This window comes from Methanothermobacter sp. (assembly GCA_030055615.1).
Classification (GTDB): Archaea; Methanobacteriota; Methanobacteria; order Methanobacteriales; family DSM-23052; genus Methanothermobacter_A.
Genome location: JASFYN010000003.1, coordinates 1 through 12,793, shown reverse-complemented (window position 1 = coordinate 12,793; position 12,793 = coordinate 1). Strand labels below are relative to the sequence as shown.

Genomic DNA, 12,793 nt, shown 5'->3' with positions numbered 1-12,793 from the left:
ACATGAAATCAACTTCGAAGTTCTACAGATAAGTTAATAATACTTCAGTCACGTTGAATTGGTTCCAAATAATAGAATTAGACACATATTGTATTAAACATTAGAAAATTTATAATAAAAAAATGAGACATTCAAAATGGTGAAGCTAAGGTTTCCTTTAGACGGGGTTGGGGAAAACAATTTGTTTCACAATATAATAGTGGGGGGTGATGAAATGAAGATACTTTTCATCCATCAAGGACCTCACAAGGTTCATGGAGCCTTTGCAAGTGGCGTAACTAATGAATGGCAATATTATGGGAATGATCGTAGATCTATAATTAAGATATTTTTAAAGTCAATTATTTTTGATAACAAGAAGTTTGATGTGATTCTTTCTGAAGGAGGATCTGGACTTCCATTGGCCGTACTTAAAAAAATTAAAAATCCACGGACAAAGATAATCCTGCTTAATGCAGATAAATTCTTTTATTTAATTTCAAGGACTAATCCATTTAAAAAAGCTTTGATGAAATTTTTCTTATCATTTGTTGATTACATCATAGCAGTTTCTGAAATGAACAAAAGGTTTGCATCGGAGTATTTCAACATTCAAAATATAAGTGTAGTAAATCCATTTGGCGTCAATGTAAATTTTAATATAAGCTGTCCACTTGATACAAGCAATTTAATGTTTATAGGCGACCGTAGAGTTTCGGATAAGAGATTTGACAATCTGGTTGAAGCCTTGAAAATTTTAAATCGTGATAATAGAGGTTTTCAGCTCTATCTTATTGGGTCATGTGCAGATGTTATAAATGAAAACTATGAATGGCTTCACAAAATTGGTTACACACAGCACCTTGAAGAATATTTCAGTAAATGCTCAATTTATGTCCACCCAGCAGATTTTGATCCATGTCCAGTTTCGGTTTTTGAAGCCATGTCAGTGGGTATGATACCTATTATAACAGAATATACAGGCCAATCTACCATTTTAAGGGAATATAATCTCGATTTTTTAATAATTGAAGATAATGAACCTTTAACAATAGCCAAAAAAATACGTGAAATTTATAATATGCCTTTACGTGAAAAAGAAAAAATTTCTTTAGAATTAAAACACATAAGTAGCATTTTTTCGAAGGAAAAACAAGTGAAAAAGTTTAAGAAAGCCTTCAAACATGCACTTCAAAAAATTTATAGAAATAGTTTTAAAGGCTAAAGCTATATTGCACAATTTAGATCTAAATTAAGAGAAGTTTTTTATAAATAGTCCTTTATTTGTAGACTTTAAAAATCTTCAGCAAGTTTTTGCTCAATACTTTCCAATCATAATTTTCAAGAGAACTTTTGAGTTTTTTCTTGTCAAAATCTAGTGATAGGGCCTTTTCCAATGAATAAGGGAGTTCATCCATCTTATTGCAAAAAACCGTGTTATTGAAATTTATCCTTTTCACTTCTTCCAAAGGAGAGGATAGTACTTTAATACCCGCAGCAGCATACTCAAAATATTTTATTGGACTTGCAGAATCTGTATATGAAGATTTTTTAAAGGTTAAGAGTCCCACGTCAAATGTTTTCATGATTGATGGTATCTCCTTGGGAGGTATCATCCCCGTGAAGATTATCCTTTCAGAATCTATCTTTCTTTTTACTTTCTTAATTTCAGGACCAATTCCTGCAACCACAAGAACGCTATTGGATTCATCCAAGAACTTTTTCAAATGAAGAGCTGTGAAGTATAAGTTTGACCATTCACCAAAGTATCCTACATACCCAATTACATGCTCATATTGGTATAGGCCAAATTTATCAACATATTTTCTATCCTTGTCATTTTTAAAACTTTGAAGATCAACCCCATTGGATATTACAGAAGAACTTTTAGTATGTATCCCATATTTTTCATTGAGAACAGATGAAACAAATACTGTCTTTTTAGCTTCATTTAATTGTTTTATGAAAGATCTTTCTACTCTACTGAACTTCCCAATAAACTTCCTCAGTAAAGGGCCATCTTTAAAAAAGGAGAGGTGATCGTCTACAACATCATAAATCACTGGGATTTTTTCAAATGGTGGCACTAAATCCCAATAAAAAGCTTCTGAAAATATTATATCGATTTCATATTCATCCACAATTTCAGAGATTTGTTTATTAACAGCGCCCTTGTTAAATGGAGGGATAATATATGGTCTTGAAACATGATGTAAGATAAGATTTTTTTCAATTTCCTCTGTGAACCTTTCACGGGATTTTTTAATTTTTTTAATAATATTTTTAAGCTTAAGAGGATATGGCATGTCCCATGACAAAATATGAACTTCATTCCTTTTTTTTAAATGTTTTATAAAATAGTCGGTTCTTCCAGGAACTCCGGTCCATATTGAATGAGGTATTATTAAAATATTCATTTTACGATCACCAATAACTTCATTTAAACTGAGTTTTGATAGGAAATAGTATTTTAAATATTTCGAAGAAAACATATTCAATAGAGTGACCAAAATTTGAAATTTCTTTGATTGGTGGTATTGTCACTCTTAATCTTATAGTGCTTTATTCTGCGCTGAATTTTAAAGATCGCACAGCTTTACATTCTTTCCATGCAAAAATGCATGCATGTTCAAATTTTTTGATAAATTTAGAAGGGTGCGAAGATTCCGATGAAGACCAGCCAAGCGAGTATTGTTTTAGCTGTGAGACTGAGGATAATATAAACCCTTTCCCCGTATAAATAATCTTTCCATTTACCAATGCCCTTGTATTGTAACAGCATGTTCACAGAAAATGTGTTAAACATTATAAAGTATATGAGTAGTGCAAGGTAAACGAATGCTGGTGGATTAGTCTCTGTTGATCCTAGGGCCGCGATGAAATAAGCTGCTATGACAATCCATGGTGTGAAACCTGCTATGCACCCACATATATATGGTGACCAGTCAATCTTTTCGGTATATTGATTCAGTTTCTCCATTAGATAACCGAACATTATCATAGAGGCATTTAAAACGAAGATCATTACAAGTGACCAAAGTTCCCAGATTCCAACAAATGTGGCGAGTATCACTATCATGATAGAACTTGAAAGAGCATACTCGTACCAACGATAGGGATTCATACCTTTCTTCAAGTAATTTTCATAATCCTTTGTTTTAAGGAATCCTATGATGAAATGTGCAACTGCCGAGATAAGGAGGAATGATGCTAATATAACACCAAGATAACCTATAGTGAATACGACTTGTGGCTCAGGTATAACTTGAAATGATGGTGGATTCAGTGAAATTATTTTAAACTTCAAATAGAATGTGTATATATCACGTTCCCATGTTAAAAGAAAACCCAAAACAACCATTAAGACTCCTTGGATAAAATGTAATGATCCAGCGGCTATGTTCAACCTTCTAAGCCCATCAAAAGTTATAGGAGATTTTTCGATCGCCTTAAGCCTTTCAATATTATCCATTTAAACCACAATAAGAATATTATATCTAATAATATTTAAAATGATAGATAAATAAGATCTAAAACTTTATTTTAGAAACAAAAAAGGGGGATTTGGATACAATTTTACAGTTTCTAGAATCAGTGCATAAACTCAGTTTTTTTGGTGTGAATAATGTACAAGCCTCTAACAATAAATGAAGAAATTATGATACTAATAAAGGAATATTTAGATAGGGAATGTCTTGGAAAAAATGTGAGGGACGAGGCCTCGAGAAAACTTAGAAAATATCTAATTAGGACATACGATGGTTCATATACTCTCCCTTCTCAGAAGATTTCGGGAGAAAGTGAAACAATGCACACGATCCATGGTGCCATAACCGAAGCCTATGAAAAGTTTGTCAAACCATCACAACTAGAAGATAAAAGGAACATCAAGGTCCTTGATATATGCTCAGGCCTTGGATACAATTCGGCAGCCCTAATAGACCATATAAAAGTCGGTAATATCATTATACACATGATAGAAGCATCACCAGAGGTTATAGGTGCTGGTGTTCTTGTTCCAAGTCCCATACCATCCCATGAAATCATAAAAAGGGCATATGAGGAATGGCTCATTAGGAATGGATGGGCCCGTTTTCAAATGGTATCAACCAAGATCCCAGATAACATCTCCATCAAAGTTTTCTGCGAAGATGCGAGAAAAATACTACCTTCACTCCCACAAGGATACTATGATGCGATATTCTTGGATGCGTTTAGCCCATATAGAAGTCCGGAACTTTACAGTTTGGAGTTTATTTTGGAACTTGCAAGGGTTATAAAGGATGATGGTATCCTCACAACTTATACCTCGGCTGCCCCTGTGAGATCGGCCATGATAGAGGCTGGTTTCCATATATGTGAAGGTCCAAGGTTCGGCAGGAAAAGGGGCGGCACCATAGCATCCTTAAAGCCCATGAGGGAGGGTCTTTCATGGGATGATGAGAGGATGATAGCCTTAACCGATGTTGGGATACCCTACAGGGACCCTAACTTGGAAGATAATCGTGAAAAGATAATAGAAAGGCGGGAAAATGAAAGAATGCTAGTTAGAAATGCGACTAGGTTACCATCATCATATAGAACACCTATATACCTTGGAAGGGAACTCCCAGAAAAGCATGCTATGAGGATACTGAAAAACCTTAAAAGGATGGGCATACCTGATACTTTTTCAAAAGAAGCTCTCTATATTATCTGTCCACAATACCCAGAATGTATATGCGGATGTAAGAGCTTGAGACTTTCATCTTCCAGGGAAAGAATACTTGAAATGAGGAACAGGCTAGAAAAAGTGGATAATGGGGAGTGTATATTTTGTTCGAAATAAAAGCTAAGGATAACCTTGCAAGGACGGGAATATTCACTATAGGCGATTATAAGGTTAAAACACCAGCTCTCATGCCGGTAATACACCCCAGTAAGATCGTGTTTGATGTTAAATCCTTTGGCGCCGAAATAGTGATAACAAACGCCTACATAATCTACAAAAATGAAAGACTAAAAGATATAGCCCTTAAAAAAGGTGTTCATAAGCTCATAGGATTTGATGGTCCTATTGTAACAGATTCTGGTTCCTTTCAATTGGCAGAGTATGGTGACATTGACGTCACTAACAAAGAAATCATAGAATTCCAAAAAGAAATAGGGGCCGATATTGGAACATCACTTGATATTCCAACACCCCCATATGCCCCATATAACAAGGCCAAAGAAGATCTTAAAGTAACCTTAGAAAGGGCCAGAGAGGCACTATCCCTTCGAGAGGATATGATGTTGAATTCTGTTGTCCAAGGTTCTACATATACGGATCTTAGGAGAAAATGTGCAGTGGAACTTTCAAGGATGGATTTTGATGTTCACCCGATTGGTGCTGTTGTACCCCTACTTGAATCCTATGATTATAAGAGTCTTGTTGAGGTTGTGATGGCATCTGTAGAATGTCTTCCACCTTCTAGGCCCAGACATCTTATGGGTGCTGGGCATCCTATGCTATTTGCACTTGCAGTTTCTATGGGCTGCGACCTATTCGACTCAGCAGCCTATATCCTATATGCTAATGATGACAGGCTACTAGATCCATCTGGAACATACAGGTTAGAAGATCTTAGTGAGATGCCATGTTCTTGTAATGTGTGTGTTGAGTATACTCCACAAGAATTGCGGAACATGGATGAAAATGAGAGAAGAAAGCTTATAGCAGCCCATAATCTTTATGTGAGCTTTGCCGAGATTAGAAGGGTTAGGCAGGCTATAAGTGAGGGTAGTCTGATGGAGCTTGTCGATCAGAGATGCAGAGCCCACCCACGATTATTGGACGCATACAGGAAATTGCTTGATTATCAAGAATTAATTGAAAGATATGATCCGGTGTCTAAGAGGTCTGCTTTTTTTTATACTGGCCCGGAGTCTCTTAGAAGGGTTGAGGTTTACCGTTACCATAGGCGGTTGAATCGACTCCCCAAAAAGAGGGGAGTGGCGCTTTTATCAATTTCTAGTAAACCTTATTCTAGGCATATCCCAGCGTATCTTGGAGAGTTTTTTTCTCCAGTCCCGGTTGCGGTTGATGAGTGGCAGTTCATGGTAGTTGACATACCCTTCGGGATAATACCATTGGAATTGGACGAATTCTATCCTTTCTCCCAGAATGAATCTCCATCTATATTAGATGTTGAATCAGTGAATTCCATCCGTTCAATTATAAAAAAACTTGAGGAAGAATATGAGAGTATAATAGTCAGTGAAGATATTAATGAAAGATTTAACCTTGGATTCAAGTTTAGGGTTGACCCTCCACCTGTTAGGGTTTCTGATAGGGATCGTTTAGTTGCCGTGGCGGATTATCAGTTTGGGGAAGGGGCTGGCGAAGCACTCTTCAAAGGGGATTTGCAGATAATAAAGAGTAAAAAGACTGGGAGAATACGCTATGTTTATGTGGACGATGAGCTCATCGCGAGTATAAGGACATCTGATGGTTTTATAATCCCATCATGGAGGGGTGCGTTACTCCTACATTCAAACCTAGATTATCCTAGGTGTAGAGTTGTTGTGGATAAAGAATCAGAACCCTTTGCTAGGGAGGGGAAAAATATATTTGCAAAGTTTGTTATAGAATGTGATAAAAATATACGTGCAAATGATGAGGTTTTAATAGTTAACGAGGATGATGAATTACTAGCCACTGGCAAGTCGCTCCTCTGTAGTGAGGAGATCCTAGACTTCGATTATGGCCAGGCTATAAAGACAAGGAGAGGAGGAAGATGATACCCGGCATGGGAATGAACCCAAAACAGTTAAAGCAGATGCAAAGAGCAATGAAACAGATGGGAATGGAGATGAAGGACCTCAAAGGCGTTAAAGAAGTTATAATAAGGTTAAAGGATAAAGATATTATCATAGGGAATCCTAAGGTTACTATCATGGATTTCATGGGCCAGAGAACCTATCAAGTAACTGGTAAAGCCAAGGAAAAAACAAGGGGGCCTGAGATACCTGAGGAGGATATTGAGCTTGTTATGAGCCAAACAGGCGCTACTAGAAAAGAAGCGGAGGATGCGCTAAAGGAGACCAATGGGGATCTTGCAGAGGCTATTTTGAGGTTAAGTTAAAATGGTGCTCATCGCCCACATATCAGATCTTCATGTAGGCGCGGAAAACTTTAAAGAGGATATACTATTAGAGGCTATAAGGCAGATAAATGACATGGAACCTGATGTTGTCGTTGCTACAGGTGATTTAACAGATAATGGCTACTATTTAGAATTTTTGCAAGTGGCAAGTTATCTTAGTAATATAGAAAGTCCCCTGCTGGTTGTCCCAGGTAACCATGATGCAAGACATGTAGGTAATGAGACATTCGAAGAGGTTCTGAAAGAAAAAAGGGGCACTTTAACTATTAATGATGAATTACGAGTGATAGGATTGGATAGTAGCGAACCAGACCTGGATGAGGGGAAAGTAGGGAGGTCTCAGCAATTATGGATGGAAAAAGAGCTTAAAAAAGCCGCTGAGGCCGACTTGTATAGTGTGATAGCATTACATCATCATATCATACCAGTACCAAAAACTGGACGTGAAAGGAATGTTCTAGTCGATGCAGGTGATGTTTTATGCTCCATTGTCAAAGGTAGGGCCAATTTGGTTATCTGTGGCCATAAGCATGTTCCACACGTATGGAGAGTTGAGGACATTTTCTTTGTAACAGCTGGTACAGTAGCATCACTCAAGCTCCGAGGTAAAGATATTAATTCATATAACACATATTATATCGAGGATGATATAATAGAGATAAGATTAAACCAAGTGCAAAGGAAAAGCTATTTGATGGGATCATATAAACTCTGTTCTAAATAATGGAAGGGTGATCAATTGAGGGTTATTATAGATGCATCTAATGTAGCTCATTCTAGGAAGGGGGATGACGACAAGCCCAGGTTAGAGAACATATTAAAGGCCGCTGAAGAACTCCGTAAACTTGGATATGAGCCTGTCATAATCGCTGATGCATCATTAAAGCATGAAATTGATGATAAAGAAAAATTTAAGAAGTATCTTGAAAAGGGCGAGTTTAAGCAGGTGCCCTCTGGCACTAATGCGGATCATTTCATCTTGAAATTAGCAGAGGAGGAAGATGCTAAGATATTATCAAATGATGCCTTCAAAGAATATTCTGATGAGTTTCAGGATATAAGTAGTAGGAGGATACCTTACAATTTTAAAGAGGATAAGATAGTTATCGGCCGACCATCAAAACCTAAGAGGGTTAAAAATATCCTTCAGAAGATCTGTGCAGAGATATTAGCAGAATTCGAGAGGAAGGGCTTCGACTATTATAAGGTTAAAAGGGGTAAGAAATTGAGTGGTATAGCAATTGCGAAAGAAGCCATTGATAGGATAGAAAAAGTGGAAGAGGAGGGTCTTGAACCAAAACTTGAAGGTATGTTCAAGAAATTACCCCTTTTTGACAAGTTCATGGAACTCGTTGAGGAAGCTGAAAAAACAGGAGACTTCATAATATTCGTACTTGTAAATCCCCAAGATTACAGGGAAGTTGTTAAATATGCGGGTAACATCGCGGTAACAGTCTTTGAACGTTTAAAATTGGATCACGCCCCCCTCGTCGCTGTTAGAAATGATGTTTTCATCAAAAAGGGCCGTTTTGAGGTTAATATATTCTATTCTGATGAGGTTATGGAGGAAGCGCCTTATGATATTAACATAATCATCAATGACCATGACTATAATTTTGTAAAGAAGAATTCGAGGAACATTGCAAGTACCGTAGCTGCTCGCATAGGATCCTGGAGATTCCCTATAGTTTCTGTGAAGCCTAGTATGCTAATGGAAAAACCTGGAGAATTTGAAGTGGTCTTGGAGAAGGGAGGAAGCAGTTAAAATGCTGACAGAGTACATCCTCCAGGTACTGTTAGGTTTATTATTAAAAAAGAAGGTTTTGGGTATAGGCACCAAGTATTCCCCAAACAATGCCAGGGAACGGGAATACGTTGACATGATAAATTATACAAAGACTATGCTCATAGAAATAAAAAAGGCGGATATAAACAGCCAGAATATTTTTAACAATCTTATAAGAGAGGTCGGTTCTGAGAACATCCCCCCTAATAGAAGATTCATCGAATTAAAACCACCATTGGAAAAAGTAGACGAGTACGCCCTTTTCAGCAACATCATAATAGGTAGTGATCGTTACCTTTACATAGAAGTTTTTAACAAGGCTAGGATAATCAAAGATTTCATAGAACTTTTAAGAAAAGAAAAGGGAGAGATTATTGAAAAAAGTCCCACAGAAGTCATCGCGAGACTCCCTTCAAAGAATGATGCTATAAGGGCCGCTATAAAACTTATAGGATTGGCTAGTGCAAAGAAGATTAACCTCAGGGCTGCTGTGGGGATGACAGGAGCCGCTGCAATAGAAAGGTCCATAAAATTAAACGAAGAAGTTGGTGAAATCCCAGGAGTGGGCTTCACAAAACTTGGCGGCGAATTCGCCCTCATATTCCCAACACCATTCACCCCACAGGAGGGTGAACCATCACCCCATGACAATTACCTTTTCATTGATGTTATCAATTCCACAAGTTTTATCGAAGAACATGGTAAAGGAGCCCTAGTCGAGATAATGAACGACATCAAAAATTACATTGAAAAGGAATGTAAAGGGAAAATTGAAGGTTACAAAGAAGGTGGTGATGATCTAATCGCCAACCTACCAAGCAAAGACATTGCACTAAGGGCCACAATAGATGCTGCATGGCACGCACTTGCAAATGGTGCAAAGATAAGAGCTGGCATAGGTAAAACCAGAAGAGAAGCAGCTGAAAGAGCACAACTTGCAGATGACATAAAATTGTGGAACCCAGCCACTGTCATAATATTCGATGTTGCAGATGGACTCTATGGCTATTTCATCCCCAACCCATTTACTAGGGCTGTCATAGATTACTTATTCAATAAAAAGGCAAGACTCATCATAATATTCATCTTCGTTTTCATGGCAACATTCCTAGGCTGGAACCTTGGATACTGGCAACTAGGACTACTTGCAATAATACTCGCAGTATTGTATGGGGCCACTACTTAGGAAATCCCAACCATATCCTCTAATATGATCTTAAACTATTTAAAGGATTATCTCTAATTATAATCTGGGGAGTTTTACAATGAGGCCCGAAACTGAAGCTAAAATAATGGTTGCACTTTTAATATCGTTGATAGCATTTGGTTGCGGTTCTTGTCTAGGGATAATATTAGCAATATCACCCGGAAACATTACACAAAAACCTGCCTATAAGAATACAAGCTTAGAGATCCCAAATCCGATCGAATACGCCCCACAGGTCAACGAGACGATTACAAATAACATGACAAGTTCTCACGAATACAATCCATAAGAGTGTGGCTAATCATCCGTGAATAGCGGGAGGATCGCTCGTGAAATTGATAGAAGGTGGAGTATGTGCAGTAGATAACATACTCGCCTGGGGGTCCAGGAAGGGAAAATATGGTCTTGGCATATTATATGCTGGTAAAAGCACCGCCGCAGCCGTCTTCACTTCTAATAAGATAAAAGCCGAACCCATAAAATTAACCATGAAACACTTAGAAGATGGTAAACTATCAGCCATCATAGCCAACAGTGGTAATGCAAATTGCTTTACAGGCCCGAAAGGCATGGAAGATGCTCATAGAATGGTCAAAATCGTAGCAGAGGGTCTTTCAATCCCTGAGGACATGGTTGCTGTGGCTTCCACAGGTGTCATAGGCAGAAAAATGCCCATGAACATAATAGAACCACTCACTCAAAAGGTTCTAAGAGGCCTTGAAAATTCACCTAGGGGGTCTAGAAGATTCGCAGAGGCGATAATGACTACTGACACGTTCCCAAAGGAGTTTGCAGTTGAATTCGAACTTGAGGATGGTAACAAGGCTAGGATAGGGGGCGTGGCCAAGGGATCTGGTATGATAGCCCCTAACATGGCTACAATGCTCTCATTTATAACCACGGACGTGAAGGCATCACCATTACAGTTAAAAGAGGCTCTCAGAACAGCGGTGGATGAAACCTTTAACATGGTAATAGTCGATGGGGATGAAAGCACCAATGATATGGTCATATTAGTAGCAACTGGAAAATCAGGAAAAATAGATGATAATTTCCAAGAAGCTTTAAATTTAACATGCAGGGAACTTGCAAAGATGATAGCAAGGGATGGTGAAGGGGCCACCAAGTATATGGAAGTGGAAATCTTAAATGCCAAGTCTCTAAAGGATGCTAAAAGGGTTGCTAGGGCTGTTGCCGGGTCTTCGCTCGTTAAAACAGCACTATTTGGGGCGGATCCGAACTGGGGGAGGATCATAGCAGCGATAGGATACTCAGGAGCCGTTATAGAAAAAGAAAAAATGTCCATTATCTTGGAGGGTGAAAATAGAAAGATTAACCTTATAAAAGAAGGTGAGATCATAGCATCCGAAGAGAGCAGAGAACTTAAAATTGCAAGAGATCTCATGAAAGAAGATAAGATAAGGATAGTCATAGACTTGGGCATTGGCAAAGAGACTGCAAAAGCTTATGGTTGCGACCTAACCTATGATTATGTGAAGATAAATGCAGAATATACAACATAAGGAGTCGAGATATGGATGGAAACTGTAAAGATCCTTGTGGAAGCTCTACCATACATTAAAAGATTTCATGGTAAAAAAATCCTCATAAAATATGGTGGACACGCCATGATACAAGAAGAGGCCATGGACTCAACAGCAAGAGACACCGTACTCCTGAAATATGTTGGGATGGAACCAATTGTAGTTCATGGCGGAGGACCTGAGATATCCCGTGCTATGAACAAGATGGGTAAAAAGCCTAAATTCATCGAGGGTTTAAGAGTTACAGATGAAGAAACAATGGATATAGTTAAAATGGTTCTCGTCGGTAAAATAAACACGAGCATAGTATCAAAGATATGCTTCCATGGAGGTAAGGGTATAGGATTATCCGGCAAGGACAGCCAACTTTTGCTTGCCAGGAAAAAAGCACCCCACATAATCAAGGATGAGGAAACAGGAGAAGAACAGGAAATAGACCTTGGACTAGTCGGTGAGATAGAATCTGTAAACCCTGAAATATTGGAGATATTAACGAGTAATGGTTACATACCTATAATTTCGCCTATTGGAATCGACAAGAACGCTGAAACTTTAAATTTGAATGCTGATACCGTTGCCGGTGAAGTAGCCGCTGAAATCGGCGCCGAGAAACTTATAATACTCACAGATGTCCCAGGAATTTTAGAAGACCCCAAAAACCCTGAAACTTTAATAGAGAAGATTAGTATAAGTGAACTGGACGATCTTATCAAAGAGGGCGTCATAAAAGGTGGAATGCTCCCTAAAGCTCTCACATGTATCCAGGCAATAAAGGATGGTGTTTCATCAGCGCATATCATCGATGGACGAATCGAACATTCCTTATTATTAGAAATCTTCACAAAAAAGGGTATAGGGACCATGATAACAAAATAAACCCCCTAAATAGGTAATTTATTGTGTATATAATCTCCATTCCAATATTCTAGCCCTAATACAAAAATATAAAAACTTTTAGTCCTTGATATTATTTTGGGGGGCTTTTAAAGATTCATTTTCAATAGTTCATTTCTTATTGCTTCTGCTACTTGTGTTGTTGTGTGTTTTCCTTTGAGGTCTGGTGTTTTTATTCCTTTTTTTAGTGTTTTTGTGAGGGCTTTTTCTATTAGTGTGGCTTCTTTTTTCTTGTTTAGGTGTTTTAGCATTAGTG

At 37.9% G+C, this 12,793-nt stretch carries 13 protein-coding genes; 10 read left to right on the top strand and 3 right to left on the bottom strand.

What is annotated here, in order from left to right; translation table 11 throughout:
- The first annotated feature begins 214 nt into the window (after positions 1-214).
- A complete protein-coding gene (locus tag QFX38_05650; GenBank protein ID MDI9624351.1) occupies positions 215-1,204 on the top strand; it encodes a glycosyltransferase family 4 protein in 990 nt (329 codons plus the stop codon).
- A gap of 55 nt (positions 1,205-1,259) precedes the next feature.
- Here the strand turns inward: QFX38_05650 and QFX38_05645 are convergent, their stop codons facing one another.
- Both QFX38_05645 and heR read right to left on the bottom strand, forming a co-directional pair.
- Positions 1,260-2,396, bottom strand: coding sequence for a glycosyltransferase (locus QFX38_05645; protein MDI9624350.1), 1,137 nt, complete (start codon positions 2,394-2,396; stop codon positions 1,260-1,262).
- Between the two features lie 230 nt (positions 2,397-2,626).
- Complete coding sequence (gene heR, locus QFX38_05640; GenBank protein ID MDI9624349.1) at positions 2,627-3,451, bottom strand: heliorhodopsin HeR; 825 nt, start codon at positions 3,449-3,451, stop codon at positions 2,627-2,629.
- A gap of 186 nt (positions 3,452-3,637) precedes the next feature.
- Here heR and QFX38_05635 point away from each other — a divergent pair, with 186 nt between their 5' ends.
- The 9 genes from QFX38_05635 (at position 3,638) to argB (ending at position 12,519) form a co-directional block, all read left to right on the top strand.
- Complete coding sequence (locus tag QFX38_05635) at positions 3,638-4,807, top strand: MnmC family methyltransferase (protein ID MDI9624348.1); 1,170 nt, start codon at positions 3,638-3,640, stop codon at positions 4,805-4,807.
- Positions 4,795-6,741 carry a tRNA guanosine(15) transglycosylase TgtA gene (gene tgtA, locus QFX38_05630; GenBank protein ID MDI9624347.1) on the top strand — a complete coding sequence of 649 codons (1,947 nt, stop codon included), beginning with the start codon at positions 4,795-4,797 and terminating at the stop codon, positions 6,739-6,741. Before QFX38_05635 ends, tgtA begins: the two co-directional genes overlap by 13 nt.
- Positions 6,738-7,085 carry a nascent polypeptide-associated complex protein gene (locus QFX38_05625; protein MDI9624346.1) on the top strand — a complete coding sequence of 116 codons (348 nt, stop codon included), beginning with the start codon at positions 6,738-6,740 and terminating at the stop codon, positions 7,083-7,085. The genes tgtA and QFX38_05625 overlap by 4 nt, the downstream gene beginning before the upstream one ends.
- A 1-nt stretch (position 7,086) precedes the next feature.
- The gene (locus tag QFX38_05620) at positions 7,087-7,830 is read left to right on the top strand and encodes a metallophosphoesterase (GenBank protein MDI9624345.1); all 744 of its coding nucleotides are present in this window, start codon (positions 7,087-7,089) and stop codon (positions 7,828-7,830) included.
- Between the two features lie 15 nt (positions 7,831-7,845).
- On the top strand, positions 7,846-8,871 hold the full coding sequence (locus tag QFX38_05615; protein ID MDI9624344.1) for a Zc3h12a-like ribonuclease: 1,026 nt from the start codon (positions 7,846-7,848) through the stop codon (positions 8,869-8,871).
- Between the two features lies 1 nt (position 8,872).
- A complete protein-coding gene (locus QFX38_05610) occupies positions 8,873-10,078 on the top strand; it encodes a hypothetical protein (GenBank protein MDI9624343.1) in 1,206 nt (401 codons plus the stop codon).
- Positions 10,079-10,157: 79 nt separating this feature from the next.
- Entirely contained in the window at positions 10,158-10,388 is a 231-nt protein-coding gene (locus QFX38_05605; GenBank protein ID MDI9624342.1) for a hypothetical protein, read from the top strand.
- A 40-nt stretch (positions 10,389-10,428) separates the two neighbouring features.
- The gene (argJ, locus tag QFX38_05600; GenBank protein ID MDI9624341.1) at positions 10,429-11,622 is read left to right on the top strand and encodes a bifunctional ornithine acetyltransferase/N-acetylglutamate synthase; all 1,194 of its coding nucleotides are present in this window, start codon (positions 10,429-10,431) and stop codon (positions 11,620-11,622) included.
- 15 nt (positions 11,623-11,637) lie between these two features.
- Positions 11,638-12,519 carry an acetylglutamate kinase gene (gene argB, locus QFX38_05595; protein ID MDI9624340.1) on the top strand — a complete coding sequence of 294 codons (882 nt, stop codon included), beginning with the start codon at positions 11,638-11,640 and terminating at the stop codon, positions 12,517-12,519.
- Between the two features lie 107 nt (positions 12,520-12,626).
- Here argB and QFX38_05590 read toward each other — a convergent pair whose 3' ends face one another.
- Positions 12,627-12,788 carry an isocitrate/isopropylmalate family dehydrogenase gene (locus QFX38_05590; GenBank protein MDI9624339.1) on the bottom strand — a complete coding sequence of 54 codons (162 nt, stop codon included), beginning with the start codon at positions 12,786-12,788 and terminating at the stop codon, positions 12,627-12,629.
- Positions 12,789-12,793 lie beyond the last annotated feature (5 nt).